Genomic DNA, 20,017 nt, shown 5'->3' with positions numbered 1-20,017 from the left:
AAAGCTACCCCTCTCGAATAAATTCTAGTAATTTGCCTTGTAACTGCTCAATTTGAGTTTGAATACTGCCATCAATTTTGCCAGAAGGGGATTCAATTTGAACGCTAAACGGTGTGACTGACGAATCTGGAACAGTATATAAATGAACAGGTTTCGTAAATAATTGTTTAAACTCTTCTTTGTGAAATACGATTAATTCATACTGATCTGGATGAACAGCTATCGTCACCTCTGGATAATCTTTCACTTCTTGTATCACATTTTTTACGATAGGAATAAAATCATCTGGTGAATCTGTTAGTTGTGTGTTTAATATTTTTTCTGCTACCTTCAGGGCGATAAGAAGTATTTGTTCATCAGCTGATTCGATTTTGTTTTGATAGTCTTCTTCAGCAACTTGAACAATATCTCTCGCCTGTTGAATTAAGGTTTCATACTGAGCTAATCCTGCAGCTTTACCTGCTACAAAACCTTCTTCATACCCTTGTTGGTTAGCCTGTTCAATCAACTGTTTTCGTTCTTGCTCCCACTGCAGTTTTTGCGATTCAATTTCTTCTTTCATTTTTTCGGATTCAGCTTGGGCTGATTGAATAATTTGGTCAGCTTCTTTTCGAGCAGTTTCAATCATGGCGTAAGTATTAACTTCATTCTTTTCTTCTTGCTCATTCTTTTGAATCGGCACTTCTATTTTTCGAATAGGTAATGTTAACGGATTGTCTAGGTTAGAGGCGATGGAACGTTTATAAACGTTAGACAATTAAATCATCCCCTCCACCTCTAGCGATTACAATTTCACCTGCATCTTCTAATCGTCTAATGACAGAAACAATTCTTGTCTGAGCTTCTTCGACATCGCGTAATCGAACAGGTCCCATGAATTCCATTTCCTCTTTAAACGTTTCAGCCATCCGAGAAGACATATTTCGGAATAATACTTCTTTTACTTCTTCGGAAGCAACTTTTAAAGATAGCATAAGGTCTTCGTTTTCCGCATCACGAATCACTCGTTGAATTGCGCGATTATCTAATGTTACGATATCTTCAAACACGAACATTCTCTTCTTAATTTCTTCAGCTAATTCTGGATCTTGAATTTCAAGTGCTTCAATAATTGTTTTCTCCGTTGCACGATCCACACCATTTAATACTTCGACTACCGTTTCAATTCCACCAGTTTCACTGTAATCTTGTGTAACTGTAGAAGATAGCTTTTTCTCAAGAATTTGTTCAACCTCATTAATAACCTCAGGAGAAGTACGTTCCATCACCGCAATACGCTTGGCAATGTCAGCTTGCATTTCTTGTGGAAGTGACGATAAAATTTGCCCTGCCTGCACAGCATCTAAGTAAGATAGAATGAGTGCAATGGTTTGCGGGTGCTCATTTTGAATAAAGTTCAGAATTTGAGATGCCTCCGCTTTACGCGCAAAATCAAATGGTCTTACCTGTAAAGATGAAGTTAAACGATAGATTATGTTTTCAGCCTTCTCTTCTCCTAGTGCTTTTTCTAAAATATGTCGAGCGTATTGAATGCCTCCTTGAGAAATAAAATCTTGTGCAAGTGCGATGTCATGAAACTCTGAAATAATCTCCTCTTTTTTCTCGTTATCTACTTTTCTAACACCTGATATCTCTAACGTTAACTTTTCAATCTCTTCTTCTGACAAATGTTTATACACATTTGCAGCAACATCCGGTCCTAAGGAGATTAGTAATACAGCCGCTTTTTGCCGGCCTGTTAGCTTTTTCATTCATGTTCCCCCTAATCTTCATAGAGCCATGTTCGTAGTAGTTTCGCAAATTCATCTGGCTTTTCTTTCGCCATATCTTCAATCTGCTTACGTTTTACCGTAACTTCATCAAATGCTTCTTGACGTTCCTCTAAAATATTTGGAATATCAATCGGTTCTTCTGCTACATCTCCATCTTCTTCAACCACAGCAGCATTTTTCTTTCTTCGAATTAGCAATAGGATTAATAAAATGATTAATAGTAATGCTGCACCGAAAGTAATGTAAACCCACATTGGAATCGCAAACGTTTGTTCATTACTATTGAAAGTTGCCTTTCCAGTAAACGGCTGAACTGATACGACAATTTTCTCTTCAATCTCTTCAGCAGACAAAGGTTCTTCATTTGCATTTTTATTTATACTCGTACGTACAATTGTTGATAAAATTTGTTCAATATCATTCACACGTTCTGCAGGTAGAGAGGTTGCATCATTTGGATCTGGAGGTTCTACCATCACTTGAATTCCGATATCCCGAATTTTATATGGACTTTCAACAATCTCTTTTCGAATTCGGTTAACTTCGTTATTGACTCGCTCCTCGATTCGCTCGTACTCTCCTGCTCCCTCACCAGCAAATTCTTGATTAGTAACTGTATCCGTGTCACCGGTTCCAGTTATTCCACCTGCTTCTGCTCCTTCACCTGAATATGCTTCTGTAATCCTTTCAACACTAATGGCAATTCCTTCATTGTTTTCTTCATCAACAGGAAGCACGAGGTTTTCTTCACGATTTTCCTGGGTAAAGTCTATATCAGTAGTTACAGAAACAACCACTTTATCTTGTCCCATCATCGTACCTAAAAGCTTTTGTACTTCCATTTGGATATCTTGTTCAATTTCTTTCTTAAGTTGTAATTGAGATACAATATTAGAATTTATTGGACTATTTTCATTTTTTAGGTCAAAATAACTAAAGTTTTGATCCATTATGACGATATTATCAGTAGGAAGGTTAGGAATACTTTTTGACACAAGATGGTATAGTGCATTGACTTTGTTTTGATCCAGTTGATATCCAGGCTGAATATTTAACACAATGGATGCTGTTGCCTCTTCGGTTGTTTCACCGACAAACACTGACTCAGAAGGCAAGCTAATCATTACTTTTGCATCATTAATTCCTTCAATTCCTTTAATTAAGTTAGCCAATTCTGTTTGGGTCGTTTCAAGTTTGACCATGTTGAATTCATTGTCAGTCATTCCAAAGCCAGCATTTTGCCCAAAAAAAGTATAGTCAATATTCCCGCTATTCGGGATTCCTTCTGCGGCTAATTCAACTTTTAACGTATCCGCCACTTCTTGTGGCACTAAAATCGTCTGTCCATTGTCCGTAATCTCTGATTGAATCCCTCTTGCATCTAACGTTTCTTTTATTTTACCAGTTTCTTCTAGAGAAAGATTAGTGTAAAGAGGAGCCATGTTCGATTGATTTAAGAATATTGAAAGTATTGCAATAATCGCGAATATACCGACAACAGAACCTATAATTGACCCTTTTTGCAGTTTTGTTCTCTCTTGCCAAAAGGTTCGTATGTTCGCTCCTAAATGTTTTAATTTTTCATTCATGTTTAATCCCCCGATAAAACGACTCACTGTCCTAAAGCGTTTAGACTTGCATTCTCATCATCTCTTGATAGGCTTCTATCGCTTTATTTCTCACTTCTATAGTCGTTTGAAGTAGAATGCCTGCTTTTTCAGAAGCAATCATAACATTATGTAATTCAACTGGTTTACCAGAAATAAAGGCGTTTGTTAATTTATCTGACTCAATTTGAGCCTTATTTACTGTTTCTAAACTTTGCTTTAATATTGTTGAAAACGATGAACCTGATCCATTATTTATATTTACATTATTTGTTTTTGCAACTGTGTTGGAAGCAGCAGCAATCGAATTAATGCCGTTTATCATTTTCGCCCCTCCTACTATTTACCAAGTTCCAATGCTTTCATGAGCATTCCTTTAGATGCGTTAAAGGCAGTTACATTCGCCTCATATGCTCTAGTGCTACTCATTAAATCGACCATTTCTTTTAATGGATCGACATTCGGTAATTGAACGTAACCTTCTTCATTGGCATCTGGGTGAGTTGGATCATATACTAACTTAAATGGCGTTTCATCTTCTATGATTTTAGTCACTTTTACACCACTACCTACTTTACTTGTCGATTTCATGGCATTTTGCAAATATGACGAGAACGATTCACCCTTCGGCTCCACCACGACCATCTTCCGTCTGTATGGTTCCCAAGACTCGCCATTAAATTCAGCTCGCGTCGTGTCCATATTTGCAATATTTGAAGAGATAACATCCATTCTAAGCCGTTGTGTCGATAGCGCAGTACTTGAAATATTAAGTGATTGAAAAATCCCCATTACACTTGACCACCTTTAATAACAGACTTTAAGGAATTGAATTTCCCATTAAGACGTTCCATTAACGCATCATAGTAAATTTGATTTTGGGCCATTTCAGCCATTTCTTGATCAATATCTACGCTATTTCCGTTCGCCATGTAAGAAGCTTGATTTCGTGTATACACTTCAAACGATTGTGATCCCACACCCGAAAAAGATAAATGCTTTTCATGTGTTCGATACGCTTCGAATTTGCTTATTTCCTGTTGTAATGCATCTTTAAATTTCACACTCTTCGCCTTATATCCAGGTGTTTCTGCATTTGCAATATTATTGGATATGACTTTCTGTTTTGTCGAAGCATATTGAATTCCGTTTTCTAATTGCTGTATCGTACTCGAAAAAATATTCATTTAAATACCCCCACAAACGACTCCATGTAGAACGAATGGTATTTATGTCGAAAAATGTTAAATAATATATTTCTATTTTAAAAAAGAATAGATATAAAGTCTATGAATCTTTTGTTAAAATTCGTTGGAGAATGGTTCTATTTTTTGTTTAGGACTAAAGACTTAAAACTTTCAACTTATTTACACTTATATTCAGAATTCCCTTTTCACTCAAATAGTTTTAATTATTTTGACAATTTTCGACACCTTGATATGACTGACTTCAGACACTCCGGATAACACTTCTAGTATAGGGAAACTTTTACACACAACTTTTTCAATAACCTTTTTGGCCTATTTTAAAAAAAGAAAGCGAGCCAAAAGGTTATTTATTTTGGCTCGCTTCTTTGTTTAGTTAACACAATGTTAAGAAATGATTAATGATTTTTTAACTTCTCTAATTCCACTAAAAACTTGTCGTTTAAAACTTTGATATACGTTCCCTTCATTCCTAAAGAACGAGATTCGATAACTCCCGCACTCTCTAGTTTACGAAGAGCATTTACAATAACGGAACGTGTAATACCTACACGATCGGCAATTTTACTCGCTACTAGTAGGCCTTCGTTTCCATTTAATTCTTCAAAAATATGCTCAATCGCTTCTAACTCACTATAGGAAAGAGAGCTAATAGCCATTTGTACAACCGCTTTACTACGCGCTTCTTCTTCAATTTCTTCTGCTTTTTCTCGTAAAATTTCCATTCCTACAACCGTTGCACCGTATTCAGCAAGAATTAAATCATCATCATTAAACTGGTCAGCTAAACGAGCTAAAATTAGCGTACCAAGTCTTTCTCCCCCACCGTTAATTGGAACAATTGTTGTGAAACCATTTTTGAAAAGTTCACGGTTTTCAATTGGAAAAGCTGTATATTCGCTGTATACATCTAAGTTAGAAGATGTTTCTGAAATGTTAAATAAGCTTTTCGTATATTCTTCTGGAAACTGACGGTCTTCTAACATTTTTTTCATACGTTCATTTTCGATTTGCTTATTAATTCCAAACCCTAAAAGCTTTCCACGTCTACTTACAACGAAAATATTCGCTTCGATTACTTCACTTAATGTTTCTGCCATTTCCTTAAAGTTCACTTGTTTACCAGCAGCATTTTGAAGCATTGCATTAATGGTACGTGTTTTTTCTAAAAGAGCCATTCTATTTGTCCTCCTAAATATGTAGTAGTTCTTCTTAGATGTCTTATGTTTATAAAATAAATTGACTTAAATCTTTGTTTTGTGCAATGATGTCTAATTTTTCTTCAACATATTGCGGCGTAATCTGTATTTTCTCTAACGTAATATCTGGAGCTTCAAATAATAGATCTTCTAACAGTTTTTCTAAGATCGTATGAAGACGACGCGCTCCTATATTATCCGTATCTTGATTGACTTGGAAGGCAACTTCTGCAATCTTACGAATAGCATCGTCAGAAAATTCTAATTGTATACCTTCCGTTTCCAATAATGCTTGATATTGCTTTAAAATTGCATTACTAGGCTCAATTAAAATCCGGACAAAATCGTCTACAGTTAACTTTTTCAATTCAACGCGAATTGGGAAACGCCCTTGCAATTCTGGAATCAAGTCAGATGGTTTCGACATGTGAAACGCACCTGCTGCGATAAATAAAATATGATCGGTTTTGACGGAACCATATTTTGTCACGACAGTTGAACCTTCGACAATCGGAAGAATATCACGCTGCACACCTTCTCTTGACACATCAGCAGATGCAGAAGACTTACTTGATTTTGCAATTTTGTCAATTTCATCAATGAAAACGATACCTGATTGTTCGGCACGTTCCAATGCAATTTGTGTAACCTCATCCATGTCAATAAGCTTTTGAGCTTCTTCATTGATAAGTACTTGTCGTGCATCTTTTACTTTCATCTTGCGTCGTTTCTTCTTTTTAGGCATCAAGTTGGAGAGAGCATCTTGCATATTCATTCCCATTTGCTCCATACCAGATCCTTGAAGCATATCAAACATAGAAGGTTGTTGTTCTTCAACTTCAACGACAATTTCATGATGTTCTAGTTCGCCATTAGCAAGTTTTATTGCAAACTCTCTTTTCTTTTCTTCACGATTAATATCGTCATCGGTAGTAGAATGTTGAGTCTCTTGAGCCTGATTTCCACCGAAAATCATTTCAAACGGATTTTTATACGGTTGACTTTTCTTTTTACTAGGGACTAATAAGTCTAATAGTCGTTTGTTCGCATTTTCTTCCGCTTGAGATTTTACCGACTGCATTTTTTCTTCTTTAATAATTCGAACTGACGTTTCCACTAAGTCACGAACCATCGACTCTACATCTCGACCTACATACCCTACTTCTGTAAATTTCGTTGCTTCTACTTTTACGAAAGGCGCTCCAACCAATTTTGCAATACGTCTAGCAATTTCGGTTTTCCCTACACCCGTAGGTCCAATCATGAGAATGTTCTTTGGCACTACTTCATCACGCATTTTCTCTTGTAGTAACGTTCGACGATACCGATTTCGAAGAGCGACAGCAACTGCTTTTTTCGCTTCCTTTTGCCCTACAATGTATTGATCTAATCGGTCAACAATTTGTCTAGGCGTTAAGTCGTGATTCCGCATATTTAAGGTCCTCCTTCATCAAAGTTCTTCCACTATAATATTTTCATTTGTATAAACACATATTTCTCCTGCAATTTGCAAAGCGGACTGTGCAATATCTCTCGCTGTAAGATGATCTCCCGCAAAACGCTTTAACGCTCGACCAGCTGATAACGCATAATTTCCACCTGACCCAATGGCTAATATACCATCATCCGGTTCAATCACTTCACCAGTACCAGAAACGAGTAGTAGGTGGTCTCGATTCATTACAATTAACATAGCCTCTAAACGACGCAGTACTTTATCACTTCGCCATTCTTTTGCCAATTCTACAGCCGCTCGCTGGAGGTTTCCATTATACTCTTCTAGCTTCCCTTCAAACATTTCAAATAACGTAAAGGCATCCGCTACAGAGCCTGCAAACCCAGCTAACACTTGTCCGTTAAATAATTTACGAACTTTTCGTGCAGTATGTTTCATTACAACAGCATTTCCAAATGTTACTTGGCCATCTCCTGCCATTGCACACTCACCCTTATGGTGAATAGCAAAGATCGTTGTCGCATGGAATTGTGACAAAGCGACTCCTCCTTTTTCTTCTCTCACTATGCACGTGGATGGTGAGAGCGATAAATTTTTTGCAAATGCTCTTTTGAAACATGTGTATATACTTGTGTTGATGAAAGATGTTCATGACCTAACAATTCTTGGACACTCCGCATATCTGCCCCTTCATTCAATAAATGAGTGGCGAAGGTATGTCGAAATGTATGCGGACTAACATGAATAGTTAGTGCTGCCTTTTTAATTAGTTCATTTAAAATATAACGAACCCCTCTAGGTGTAAGCGGCTTACCGCGGTGGTTAACAAACAAACTTGTATGCTGTTCTGCTGGTGGCAACTTACTTAATAGTTTCTGGCGGCCATCATTCAAATATTGCTTAATTGCGCTACTCGCATATTGGCCAAAAGGAACATATCTTTGTTTGTTCCCTTTCCCATGTACTAGAATCGTACCAACATTAATATCCAGATCAGACAATGTTATTTGACAACACTCACTTACACGAATACCTGTTGCATAAAACAGTTCTAACAAGGCCTGGTCACGCTGACCGAGGGGGTTATTTGTATCTGTTACCGAAAACAATTGGTCAAGCTCTTCGTAATACAAAACATCAGGCACCTTTAGTTCTTTTTTAGGTAAAGTTACGAGTGAGAACGGGTTTTCTGTAACAAATTTTTCTCTTAACAAAAACTTATAAAAGGTGCGTAATGAAGAAACCTTTCGTGAAATTGATTTTCTAGAAAAGTTTTTATCATGTAATTTCGTTAAATAGATTCGGATATCTCGATAGGCAACATCCCCAAGTCCATGAATTCCTTCTTCCATTAGAAAAGACTGAAATTCTTCGATATCATGGACATAATTCACAATTGTATATTGTGAATAATTTTTCTCAATTTGTAAATATTCAACGAACAAATTTAAATATTTTTTAACAAATTCCATTACAGCACCTCGTGAAGGCTTTTAAATGTTAACACACTTTTATAGCCCTTGCAATGAATTACCCTAAACTTTTCGAAATTTTTTGAATTGTTTCTAATGCTCTCTTCGCATGCTGTTCATTTCGTTCTTGCTTATTTTTAATTTTCACTGGCAATTCTTTGAAGAGACCAAAATTCGCATTCATCGGTTGGAAGTTCTTTGAATTCGTTGATGTTATATAATAAGCCATACTTCCAATAGCTGTTTCTTGTGGAAATTCTACTAATTCTTTTCCTAAAACGAAGTGAGCAGCATTAATCCCTGCAACTAAACCAGACGCAGCTGATTCAACATATCCTTCAACACCTGTCATTTGACCCGCAAAGAATAAATCGTTTCGGTCTTTATATTGATACGTACGTTTCAACAGTTTAGGAGAGTTTATGAAAGTATTTCGATGCATAACACCATAACGAACAATTTCTGCATTTTCTAGACCAGGTATCATACGAATAATTTCTTTTTGTGGTCCCCATTTTAAGTGTGTTTGAAATCCAACGATGTTATAAAGCGTCCCCGCTGCATCATCTTGGCGAAGTTGTACAACTGCATATGGTCGTTTCCCTGTTCGTGGATCCTCTAATCCAACTGGTTTTAGTGGTCCAAAGAGCATCGTCTTTTTCCCACGCTTTGCCATGACTTCAATTGGCATACATCCTTCAAAGAAAATCTCTTTCTCGAACTCTTTTAAAGGAACAGTTTCAGCAGTGATCAATGCATCGTAAAAACGATTGAACTCTTCTTCGGTCATTGGACAGTTCAAGTATGCCGCTTCTCCCTTATCATAACGGGATTTTAAATATACTTTATTCATGTCAATCGTATCTTTTTCAATAATTGGTGCGGCTGCATCGTAAAAGTATAAATATTCTTCTCCCGTTAATGATCGAAGCTTCTCAGAAAGTGCTGGGGATGTAAGTGGTCCCGTAGCAATAATTGTAGGGCCTTCTGGAATATCTGTAATTTCTTCATTTATCACCGTAACATTAGGATGACCTTTAACACGATTTGTTACGTTTTGAGCAAATTCATGGCGGTCTACAGCTAACGCGCCTCCAGCTGGAACTGAACATAAGTCAGCTGATGAAATAATAACAGAATCGAGGTGGCGCATTTCTTCTTTTAAAACGCCAACAGCATTCGTTAACGTGTTCGCTCGTAATGAATTGCTACATACTAGTTCAGCAAATTTATCAGTATGATGTGCAGGCGTTTGTCTAACCGGACGCATTTCATATAATCGTACTTTTATACCTCTTTTAGCAAGCTGCCAGGCTGCCTCACTTCCTGCTAACCCTGCTCCAACTACATTAACGATAAGATCATTCATTTCTTCATTCCTCCATCTTCTTGTTGTAATCAAATTGTGCATACAAAATTTCTTAAGAAATGCCCTTGAACTATGAATAAAAGGAACAAACTTCTTGAAAAAGGGATTATGTGAAACACTTAATGTATCTAAGGATAATACAAAACTTAGAAAAACTTGGCCGATGCCAAGTTCCTAAATGGGTAATAAATTGCGAAAAAGCATGTACAATTCTGAATGAGGAAAGGTGAGCTCGGATGCTCACCTTCGCTCATTACTGTTGTGGTTCCTCTTTATAGTCACACTGAACACATTGAACTTGTACGCCCTTTTTCAACCTCTTCTCAATTAAAAGGCTCTCACATTTTGGACATTTCCTTGCAATTGGTTTATCCCACGATAAAAATTCACATTCCGGGTAACGGTCACAGCCATAAAACACTCGTTTTTTCTTTGATTTACGCTCAACAATGTTTCCTTCATGACAAGTTGGGCATTTTACCCCAATTTCTTTCACGATTGGCTTTGTATTTCGACAATCTGGAAAATTGGAACAAGCCATAAACTTTCCGTATCTTCCCATTTTGTAAACCATTGGGGAACCACACTCTTCACAGTCAATACCGACAAATTCATCTTTTATTTCGACTTCTTTCATTTCATTTTCAGCTTTTTCTAACCGTTTTGCGAAATCTTGATAAAATTCATCGATTACCTTTACCCAGTTTACCGTACCTTCTTCTATTTCGTCCAAATTATGCTCCATTTTAGCAGTAAATTCAACATCTAAAATTTGCGGGAAAAATTCTTTCATTAGTTCATCGACAATTTCCCCTAATTCAGTTGGAATAAATCGCTTATTTTCTAAAGCAACATACCCACGCTTTTGAATTGTATCAAGGGTTGGTGCATAAGTTGATGGTCGTCCAATCCCCAATTCTTCTAATGTTTTAACGAGTCGAGCCTCTGTATACCTTGGTGGTGGTTGTGTGAAGTGTTGTGCTGGATTAATATCCTTCGTTAGAACCGAATCTCCTTCTTTTAAGTCAGGAAGTTGACGATTTTTTTCTTCTACTTGATCGTCCTGACCTTCCACATACACTTTCATAAATCCAGGAAACTTTACTTTTGAACCATTCGCTCGGAAGATTAATCCATTGTTGGTTAAGTCAACACTCATTGTATCCATAATTGCTTGTGACATTTGACTCGCAATAAAACGTTCCCAAATTAATTTATATAATCGTAATTGATCTCGGCTTAAAAATTCTTTTAAACTGCTTGGGTCACGAAAAGCTGATGTTGGACGGATGGCCTCGTGCGCATCTTGAACATTTCCTTGTTTTTTGGACTCTTTTTTATTAGAAGCCTTGAACTCTTGACCATATTTTTCCGATATGTACGATTCCGCCTCTTGTTTTGCTGTATCCGATACACGAGTTGAATCCGTTCTCATGTATGTGATTAAACCGACCGTTCCTTCCTTACCTAGGTCAATTCCTTCATATAATTGTTGCGCAATCATCATCGTCTTTTTAGCTCGAAAGTTTAGTTTACGGGCAGCTTCTTGCTGCAGAGAAGATGTCGTAAACGGTGGTGAAGGATTACGTCTCCGCTCTTTTTTCGTCACTTTTGTAATTTGAAATGAGTTACCTTGGATCTGATTAACAATCTCTTTCATTTCATCTTCATTTTTCAACTCGAGCTTTTTCCCATTTAAACCATAAAAAGAGGCTTCAAAAACTTCTTTCCCTTTTAAGAATTCTGCATCAATAGTCCAATATTCTTCAGGCTGAAACGCATTGATTTCTTTTTCACGTTCAATAATTAATCGCACAGCAACAGATTGAACTCGCCCAGCACTTAACCCTTTTTTAACCTTTTTCCATAAAAGTGGGCTAATGTTATAGCCAACTAAACGATCGAGAATTCGACGAGCTTGTTGGGCGTCAACAAGATCCATGTTAATCGCACGAGGATGCTTAAAGGATTCTTTTATTGCATCTTTTGTAATTTCATTGAATACTACGCGACAATCTGAATCGAGATCTATGTCCAAACTATGAGCTAAATGCCAAGCAATTGCTTCTCCTTCACGATCAGGGTCGGCTGCAAGAAACACTTTTTTTGCTTTTTTTGCAGCTGTCTTCAACTCTTTTAAAACAGGTCCTTTTCCTCGAATCGTAATATATTTAGGTGAGAAGTTCTCCTCAACATCAACCCCCATCTGACTTTTCGGTAAATCCCGAACATGTCCCATTGAAGCCTTTACTTTATACTTTTTACCTAGATAACGTTCAATTGTTTTTGCTTTCGCAGGTGATTCTACTATGACTAAATAGTCCGACATGCATTTTCCTCCTTAAGAGGTATTCTCTCTCTATATTATTCTTATAAAGCATGCATTTGGCGCATGCAAAAGTTTATATCAAGTTCATGAATTTAACAAGGTTTTTTTATTCATTAAATCTCCACTATTATTAAATATTCCGTTCTCATTTGTCAAACACCTTTCTATAATTCATTAAATAAACACTTCATCTTCACTTTTTCGATATGATTTAAAAAATTCCTTTATTTTATTCGAAAGGTATTAAAATGTGTCAAAGCCTATTACATCCTGTTATGACCCATTTTGTATTATTTCATTCTCAAATCAAACATTTTCATACGTGGTTTTAACTCATTAACGATATCGACATAGGAATATACTACGGTCGCACCTTCTTGTAGTAAGTGCAAATTCCCATCAAATTCTGTATCGAATAATGCACATGGCGGCGTAAAAACTTCACGTCCTTGCTCCAGTGCAAAATCTGCTGTAATCAATGAGCCACTACGTTTTTTCGCTTGAACTACAAGCGTTCCATGACTCAAGCCACTAATTAAGCGATTTCGCTCAGGGAACATCCATCTTTGCACTTTCGTTTCAGGAGGATATAAGGAAATGAGCAAATTGATTTTCTCTGCTATTTTTTGATGTTCCCTCGGGTAGAGATGATGAAACCCTCCTGCAGTAACGGCGATGGTTTTTCCATTTTCGGATATTGCAATTTCATGTGATCGAACATCAATTCCTTTTGCCAATCCACTGACGATTACCCACTCTTTCGCCATCGGCTTTAGCAAATAATTGACTATTTTTAATCCATCATCATTTGGATTTCTCGTCCCTACTACACTGATCTTATGTTCATTCTTTAACAGTTTAACATCACCTTTACAATACAATATAACGGGCGGGTTTGGAATATGCGACAAAAGCTCTGGGTATTCGGAATGAAAAAGCGTTACAATTTGAACGTGAGACTCCTTTAAGCGTTTTTTTATATTATTGGCATCTATCATATTAAATGAAGTAAGAATGGATTGAGATTTTTGGATAGGAATATTGAGAAGGTGAGAAAATTCTCTTGGGGTAATGGTCGATAAGAATTCCAAGGTTGAATCGTAGCATAATAGCTTCAATATGGTTTTGTTGGAGAGGTGTGGACAGTGAACGAGCTTCAAAAGGCGATCGATACGATTAATATTCAAAACCTCCTTTATGTAGGAAGGAACGAAATCGAATGAGTCGATTCCGTTCCTAAAAAATTAATGCGTTTTACATTTTTCATATAGGCCTTTTTCTTTTAAAACTGAAATGAGTGTTTCTCCCATAACAGATGGAGTTTCAGCTACTTTAATGCCGCATGCATTCATCGTTTTGATTTTTTCTTCTGCTGTTCCCTTACCACCAGAAATAATCGCTCCAGCATGCCCCATACGCTTTCCTGGAGGTGCCGTTTGGCCACCGATGAAGCCAACTACTGGCTTTGTCATATTCGCTTTAATCCACTCTGCTGCTTCTTCTTCAGCCGTACCACCGATTTCACCGATCATAATAACAGCATACGTTTCAGGATCTTCATTAAAAGCTTTCAGAACATCAATAAAGTTCGTTCCGTTTACAGGGTCTCCACCAATCCCAACTGCAGTTGATTGTCCAATTCCAGCCTGGGAAAGTTGGTGCACTGCTTCATATGTTAATGTTCCAGAGCGAGATACAACGCCGACATGTCCTTTCGTATGAATATATCCTGGCATAATCCCAATCTTACATTCACCTGGCGTAATAACACCTGGACAGTTCGGACCTACTAAACGTGTTTTCTTTCCTTCCATATAACGTTTAACTTTCACCATATCCATTACTGGAATATGCTCTGTAATACAAATTACAATATCCAATTCAGCATCTACTGCTTCCATAATAGCGTCTGCAGCAAAAGGAGCTGGTACGTAAATTACGGATGCGTTTGCACCTGTTGCTTTTACAGCTTCTTCAACTGTATTGAATACAGGTACTCCTTCTACTTCAGTACCACCTTTACCTGGTGTTACACCACCAACAATCTTTGTTCCGTACTCTAACATTTGTTTCGTATGAAAAAGAGCTGTTGAACCTGTAATACCTTGTACGATTACTTTCGTATCTTTATTAATGAATACACTCATCTTTGTCCCCTGCCTTTCTTACTTCACTAATGAAACGATTTTTTGGGCACCGTCTGCCATAGATTCTGCAGAAGTAATATTTAATCCAGATTCTTCTAAAATCTTTTTACCAAGCTCCACATTCGTTCCTTCTAAACGAACGACTAACGGAATCGTTAAACCTACTTGTTTTGTTGCTTCAACGACACCTTGAGCAATAACGTCACACTTCATAATTCCACCGAAGATGTTAACGAAAATACCTTTAACTTTTTCGTCTGATAAAATGATTTTAAATGCTTCTGTTACCTTCTCTGCAGTAGCACCACCGCCCACATCTAAGAAGTTGGCAGGCTCTCCACCATAATATTTAATGATATCCATCGTTGCCATGGCAAGACCAGCACCGTTTACCATACACCCGATGTTTCCGTCTAAGGAGATATAACTTAAATCATATTTAGATGCTTCAATTTCCTTTGGATCTTCTTCGTCTAAATCACGATATTCTAGAACGTCTTTTTGACGGAATAAAGCGTTTCCATCAAAATTTAGTTTAGCATCTAGCGCCATTACCTTACCATCGCCTGTAACAACTAGTGGATTAATTTCTGCAATGGAACAATCCTTCTCAACAAATACGCGATATAGACCCATCATAAATTTAACTGCTTGTCCGACAAGTTCGTTCGGAATGTTAATGTTAAAAGCGATACGACGAGCTTGATAGCCTTGTAATCCTACAGCCGGGTCAATATATTCTTTGAAAATCTTTTCAGGAGTTTCAGCCGCTACCTCTTCAATTTCAGTTCCACCTTCTTCAGATGCCATTAATACGACACGGGAAGTTGCGCGATCTAAAACAAAACCGATATAATATTCTTTTTTTATGTCACAGCCTTCTTCAATTAAAAGTCGCTTAACTTCTTTTCCTTCTGGACCTGTTTGATGTGTAACTAGCGTTTTTCCTAATAATTCACTTGCGTATTCACGTACTTCATCAATGCTCTTTGCTACTTTTACTCCACCAGCTTTTCCGCGGCCTCCAGCATGAATTTGAGCTTTCACCACTACAACATCTGTTCCTAATTCTTTTGCAGCTTCTACAGCTTCATCAGCCGTAAAGGCTACTTTTCCATTTGGAACCGCTACCCCATATTTTCTGAGGAGTTCTTTTCCTTGGTACTCATGGATATTCATATCCCATCCTCCTAACATATGTACGAAAAATTAAAGTTTTCTGACCAATACATTGGTAAAGAAAACAGACTGCGCTTTCATTTTATAAAATAGTTTGGATATTGTCTACCATTCTATAAAAAAACGGAGAGATAATTGTCATTTTTTGAAAATAAAGTGGTTTCACTAAGTTTTTTTAACATAATTTTTTCGACCGACTTCTTTATCTAGTTGATAGATAAATGCGAATAGCTCCGCAACTACTCCGTAAAGTTCTTCCGGGATGCGTTCGTTTATGTCAACCTCACTTAAAAGAGCAATAAGAGATTCATCTTTTTGAACGGGAACTCCATACTCTTCTGCTCGTTCTATTATTTGTTTTGCAATGTCTCCTTCACCTTTCGCAACCACTTTTGGCGCATCATCTTGCAGTTCATTATATTTTAAGGCAATTGCTTTTTCTTTCATATTTTTACATCTACCTTCTCAACAGATTGAATTTGGTGAATTAGGGGACTTTCTTGCTCATTAACGATGCGGTTAAATGGATGAACCGTTACAGATGTTAATTGGTAACCCATCTTTTCGAAAGAACCCCTAACTTGGTGTAACAATGGTGTAATAAACTCTTTCGTTAATATGTCATTATACAATTGAACCGTGACGATTTTCTGCTGTATTCTAACATCCACAAGCGTGTTTTGAATGGATTTTAAGTTCAAATCGAATACGATTCGGCAATGCGATGGATCAATGGAGCCATCTTTTTGTTTCCTCCCGTACATTTGGATGTTCCAATCCGTAAGCCAATTTTTGAGCAAAAGTGGTAGACTTACATATAAAAAAGCAAAAGGCCCTTGATCGTGTGTCAATAAAGACTGGCCATTCAGTTGGGCTAACACAAGTTCCATATTCATACGTATAGACGGTTCAACCGTATCACCGATTGCACTTACTATGAGTGATTTAACAGTTGCAATTTGATGCTTCAGTTCATTCGGGTTCCCTTTTTTCAACACCTTCTCCGTATTCAATCCTAACTGTTTCGTCATCATCTGAATAAATAATTTGACCGCGTCTTGCTTCGTATGTGTCGGCTGATTAAGCGTTAAGGAGTTATTAAATTGCGACTCTAAGTCCCTTTTAAAAAGTTCCTGCAAAACGCGTAACAGTTTTTCTTCACCTTGGGTCTTATTCGGTTTAGAATCCAACTGTTGCACTAGCGTATTCAGTTGCTCTGTTATCGAACTTGTTCGTGAAGCTTTAATTGCGTCTACAACAAAAGGTGTAATAGGCCATTTTCGTTTCAACACAAAAAGAAGGGAATCCATATTTTGCTGAATCTGTTGAGGTGTTTCATTGGATTGATTTAATAACCATTGTAAACCAGTAAGTAACTGCTTTTGTGTAAAAGGGACTTGGTTTTTCATTAACAGTTGAATGAATGCTTTCGACTCTTTTTTAACGGGAACTCCATATGCTTGGAGTAATTGCTCCGGTAATGATTGAGTTTGCCCCTTCACTCCAAATTCGAGCACTTTCAATTTCCGACTAGATCCAGTTACACTCACCTGAAACCAATATGATTTCATGGCCTCGACTGCTGTTTCTAGTTGGGCATTCATCGTTTGTGAACCAATTTGAACGATAGCATTGTCGTTTGGTAAGAACTTTATGATACGTCCTAGTACAACTTCACCATCTTGAAGCTGTACAGGCGACGTTTTTAAGGATGATTGAGTTTGAAAAAGTGTCTGTTGAATTGCAGATAGTGAATTCATCTTTCTCTCCTAACATTCAACCAAAATAGATTTTACCGGTGCAAAAGTTTTGCGATGCTCATTAGTGACACCAAAATTCTTTAATGCTTCCAAATGCTTTTTCGTCCCATATCCCATATGTTTTTCGAACCCATATTGTGGGTATCTTTTACTTAATGCTTTCATATAACGGTCCCTTGTTACTTTTGCAATTACAGAGCTTGCGGCAATTGAAATGCTATTTGCATCTCCTTTAATAATGGACTGTTGAGGTATTTCAACTGGTAATTCCATTGCATCGATTAATAAGTAGTCAGGCTGTACTTTTTGAAGGTTTTGAATCGCTTTGATCATCGCCACTTTTGTCGCTTCATAAATGTTTAAGCGATCAATTTCATCAGCTGAAATAAATGCAATTCCTACATCAATTGCCTCTTCCATTATTATTTCATAAAAATAGTCTCGCTTTTCTTCCGTTAGCTTTTTCGAATCAGTTAAACCAGGCAAGTAAAAAGATTGTGGCAGGATGACAGCACAAGCAACTACAGGTCCCGCTAATGGCCCCCTACCAACTTCATCTACTCCTGCGATGTATCGAATTCCTTCTTTTCGCAAAGCTTTTTCGTATGTACACATGCGTTCAAATTCTTTTTTCAATTCTTCTTCACGCTCATGCTGATTAAACCATTTTTTCACCAGTTGCTGCACCGTTTTTCGATCGTCATTCATGCATTCGATTAAAAAGGGATCATTCGCGTCTTGGATATGTTCAAGTAAAGTAGCAATCTCTTTTGCCGTGTGCTTTTTCATCTTATCTCCTCACTTTTTTTATCGGATATCAATTCATTTTTTTCATTTTGAACATATTGATTCTTTTGCTTAGTAAGGGATACGTATTACTCGTTCCCCTCTCTTGACATAAAGAAAGATTCGCCATTGATGCGAATCTAATCTATTGTAAGTATATTTTTTATTTGTCTTGCATATTTGAGAGAACATAACCTTCTACAAACAAAGAAAAAAACTATTCTAGTGACTGTTGCGATAGTGGAGCTTCCGTCACATCTTTTGGATGTTCAAAGCTTATTCGTCCCAGCTTCATCGTCCGTAGCTCGCGAATGACGAGTTCAGCTGTTTTATCATAATCAATGTAGCCTCCACCCATTAGACACCCACGCTTTTTACCGATATGGTCAAAGATGTCTACAATATCCTCTGAAAAATCTTGAAAACCATATCGTTCTTTTAAACGTTCTGGGTATTCGTTAATTAAGTGCCTTAAAGTAAAAACAGCAATATCTTGTAAATTTAAAATTTCATCTTTAATGGCACCCGTCGCCGCCAGTTTTAACCCTACAGTTTGGTCTTCAAACTTTGGCCATAAAATTCCTGGTGTGTCTAATAATTCAAGTTCTTTCCCCACTTTAATCCAGCTTTGCGCTTTTGTGATTCCTGGTCGATCACCCGTTTTCGCGATATTTTTTTTCGCAAGACGATTAATTAACGTTGATTTTCCGACATTTGGAATCCCGACAATTAAGGCACGAATAGCTCTAGGTTTTATTCCTTTCGCTTTCATTTTAGCAAACTTATCATGGAGAAGTTGCTTACTTAATTGAACAATTTGCTTAAGCCCTACTCCCTTTTGTGCGTCAATTGCAAGTGCACAAACCCCTTTTAACTCAAAATATTGGAGCCATTCCTTTGTCATTGCTTCATCAGCCATGTCCGCTTTATTTAAAAGAACGATTCTAGGTTTATTCGAAATAATTTCATCAATCATTGGATTCCTTGAGGATAACGGCACCCGTGCATCGACGAGTTCATATACAATATCGATAAGCTTTAATTTCTCCGTTACTTCCCTTCTCGCTTTGGCCATATGGCCAGGGAACCATTGAATGGTCATTTTATCACCTACTTTGTTTTACTCTACGATGCCAATCTCATTTAAAGGCCAGTAAATTAAACTTGTTTTTCCCATTACTTCTTCAATTGAAATTGTCCCAATATGACGGGAATCTTTACTAAAGCGTCTATTATCCCCCATGACAAATAGTTCACCTTCCGGCACCTCTTCGACAACAAAAGGTTCCGTTAACGGTCCATCAATTACTTCTTTTTTGTATTGCTCTAAATATGGTTCATCCATTGGTTGTCCATTCACATATAGTGTATCATCTTTATATTCAATTCGGTCTCCAGGAAGACCTATAACTCTTTTTATGTAATCCTTTTCTTCTGTTGCATGGAAAACAACGATATCAAATCGCTCAATGTCACCAATTCTTGTACCGATCTTGTTTACGATCATATGGTCTTGATCCTTTAATGTTGGCATCATGGACTGTCCGTCCACAACAATTGGCGCAAAGAAAAAGGAGCGAATGACTACCGCCAAGACAATTGCGATGGCGAGTGCTTTTATCCATTCTAACCATTCATTTTTTTTCTTTGCCATACCCTTTCACACACCTTTACCATTTGTATATTCTCCATTTTAATACAAATGTGACATTCTTTCATCCTACAGTTTCATTACA

The 20,017-nt window shown here is 37.2% G+C and carries 20 protein-coding genes; all 20 read right to left on the bottom strand.

Annotated elements, in window-relative coordinates; all coding sequences use genetic code 11:
• Window positions 1–4 precede the first annotated feature (4 nt).
• Window positions 5–757 (bottom strand): flagellar assembly protein FliH, encoded by a 753-nt coding sequence (fliH, locus tag ML543_RS08540; RefSeq protein ID WP_243386858.1) that lies wholly within the window; start codon window positions 755–757, stop codon window positions 5–7.
• Window positions 750–1,751, bottom strand: a complete 1,002-nt coding sequence (gene fliG / locus ML543_RS08535; RefSeq protein ID WP_243386857.1) for a flagellar motor switch protein FliG — start codon at window positions 1,749–1,751, stop codon at window positions 750–752. The genes fliH and fliG overlap by 8 nt, the downstream gene beginning before the upstream one ends.
• Before the next feature lie 11 nt (window positions 1,752–1,762).
• Window positions 1,763–3,361: a flagellar basal-body MS-ring/collar protein FliF gene (gene fliF / locus ML543_RS08530; RefSeq protein ID WP_243386856.1), complete on the bottom strand. Its 1,599-nt coding sequence runs from the start codon at window positions 3,359–3,361 to the stop codon at window positions 1,763–1,765.
• A gap of 40 nt (window positions 3,362–3,401) precedes the next feature.
• Entirely contained in the window at window positions 3,402–3,704 is a 303-nt protein-coding gene (gene fliE, locus ML543_RS08525) for a flagellar hook-basal body complex protein FliE (RefSeq protein ID WP_243386855.1), read from the bottom strand.
• A gap of 14 nt (window positions 3,705–3,718) precedes the next feature.
• Entirely contained in the window at window positions 3,719–4,171 is a 453-nt protein-coding gene (gene flgC / locus ML543_RS08520) for a flagellar basal body rod protein FlgC (RefSeq protein WP_243386854.1), read from the bottom strand.
• Complete coding sequence (flgB, locus tag ML543_RS08515) at window positions 4,171–4,566, bottom strand: flagellar basal body rod protein FlgB (RefSeq protein WP_243386852.1); 396 nt, start codon at window positions 4,564–4,566, stop codon at window positions 4,171–4,173. The genes flgC and flgB overlap by 1 nt, the downstream gene beginning before the upstream one ends.
• Before the next feature lie 416 nt (window positions 4,567–4,982).
• The gene (gene codY / locus ML543_RS08510; protein WP_243386850.1) at window positions 4,983–5,762 is read right to left on the bottom strand and encodes a GTP-sensing pleiotropic transcriptional regulator CodY; all 780 of its coding nucleotides are present in this window, start codon (window positions 5,760–5,762) and stop codon (window positions 4,983–4,985) included.
• Window positions 5,763–5,811: 49 nt separating this feature from the next.
• A complete protein-coding gene (gene hslU, locus ML543_RS08505; RefSeq protein WP_243386848.1) occupies window positions 5,812–7,215 on the bottom strand; it encodes an HslU--HslV peptidase ATPase subunit in 1,404 nt (467 codons plus the stop codon).
• An 18-nt stretch (window positions 7,216–7,233) separates the two neighbouring features.
• Window positions 7,234–7,776 carry an ATP-dependent protease subunit HslV gene (hslV, locus tag ML543_RS08500; RefSeq protein WP_243386846.1) on the bottom strand — a complete coding sequence of 181 codons (543 nt, stop codon included), beginning with the start codon at window positions 7,774–7,776 and terminating at the stop codon, window positions 7,234–7,236.
• 26 nt (window positions 7,777–7,802) lie between these two features.
• Window positions 7,803–8,711, bottom strand: coding sequence for a tyrosine recombinase XerC (xerC, locus tag ML543_RS08495; RefSeq protein ID WP_243386845.1), 909 nt, complete (start codon window positions 8,709–8,711; stop codon window positions 7,803–7,805).
• A gap of 58 nt (window positions 8,712–8,769) precedes the next feature.
• The gene (gene trmFO, locus ML543_RS08490) at window positions 8,770–10,080 is read right to left on the bottom strand and encodes an FADH(2)-oxidizing methylenetetrahydrofolate--tRNA-(uracil(54)-C(5))-methyltransferase TrmFO (protein ID WP_243386844.1); all 1,311 of its coding nucleotides are present in this window, start codon (window positions 10,078–10,080) and stop codon (window positions 8,770–8,772) included.
• Between the two features lie 253 nt (window positions 10,081–10,333).
• Window positions 10,334–12,409, bottom strand: a complete 2,076-nt coding sequence (gene topA, locus ML543_RS08485; RefSeq protein WP_243386843.1) for a type I DNA topoisomerase — start codon at window positions 12,407–12,409, stop codon at window positions 10,334–10,336.
• 290 nt (window positions 12,410–12,699) lie between these two features.
• Window positions 12,700–13,596 carry a DNA-processing protein DprA gene (gene dprA, locus ML543_RS08480; protein ID WP_243386842.1) on the bottom strand — a complete coding sequence of 299 codons (897 nt, stop codon included), beginning with the start codon at window positions 13,594–13,596 and terminating at the stop codon, window positions 12,700–12,702.
• 57 nt (window positions 13,597–13,653) lie between these two features.
• Window positions 13,654–14,556 (bottom strand): succinate--CoA ligase subunit alpha, encoded by a 903-nt coding sequence (gene sucD / locus ML543_RS08475; protein WP_243386841.1) that lies wholly within the window; start codon window positions 14,554–14,556, stop codon window positions 13,654–13,656.
• An 18-nt stretch (window positions 14,557–14,574) separates the two neighbouring features.
• On the bottom strand, window positions 14,575–15,735 hold the full coding sequence (gene sucC, locus ML543_RS08470) for an ADP-forming succinate--CoA ligase subunit beta (RefSeq protein WP_243386840.1): 1,161 nt from the start codon (window positions 15,733–15,735) through the stop codon (window positions 14,575–14,577).
• A 165-nt stretch (window positions 15,736–15,900) separates the two neighbouring features.
• Window positions 15,901–16,182, bottom strand: a complete 282-nt coding sequence (locus tag ML543_RS08465; RefSeq protein ID WP_243386839.1) for an EscU/YscU/HrcU family type III secretion system export apparatus switch protein — start codon at window positions 16,180–16,182, stop codon at window positions 15,901–15,903.
• Window positions 16,179–17,495 (bottom strand): hypothetical protein, encoded by a 1,317-nt coding sequence (locus ML543_RS08460; protein WP_243386837.1) that lies wholly within the window; start codon window positions 17,493–17,495, stop codon window positions 16,179–16,181. Before ML543_RS08460 ends, ML543_RS08465 begins: the two co-directional genes overlap by 4 nt.
• A 9-nt stretch (window positions 17,496–17,504) precedes the next feature.
• Entirely contained in the window at window positions 17,505–18,284 is a 780-nt protein-coding gene (locus ML543_RS08455) for a ribonuclease HII (RefSeq protein WP_243386836.1), read from the bottom strand.
• A 214-nt stretch (window positions 18,285–18,498) separates the two neighbouring features.
• On the bottom strand, window positions 18,499–19,383 hold the full coding sequence (gene ylqF, locus ML543_RS08450; RefSeq protein ID WP_243386834.1) for a ribosome biogenesis GTPase YlqF: 885 nt from the start codon (window positions 19,381–19,383) through the stop codon (window positions 18,499–18,501).
• An 18-nt stretch (window positions 19,384–19,401) separates the two neighbouring features.
• Window positions 19,402–19,935, bottom strand: coding sequence for a signal peptidase I (gene lepB / locus ML543_RS08445; protein ID WP_243386832.1), 534 nt, complete (start codon window positions 19,933–19,935; stop codon window positions 19,402–19,404).
• Window positions 19,936–20,017 lie beyond the last annotated feature (82 nt).

The sequence above is a fragment of the Bacillus kexueae genome, assembly GCF_022809095.1.
GTDB lineage: Bacteria > Bacillota > Bacilli > Bacillales > Aeribacillaceae > Bacillus_BZ > Bacillus_BZ kexueae.
Note: the sequence above shows the minus strand (reverse complement) of the source record. Positions and strands in the feature narration are given on the sequence as shown.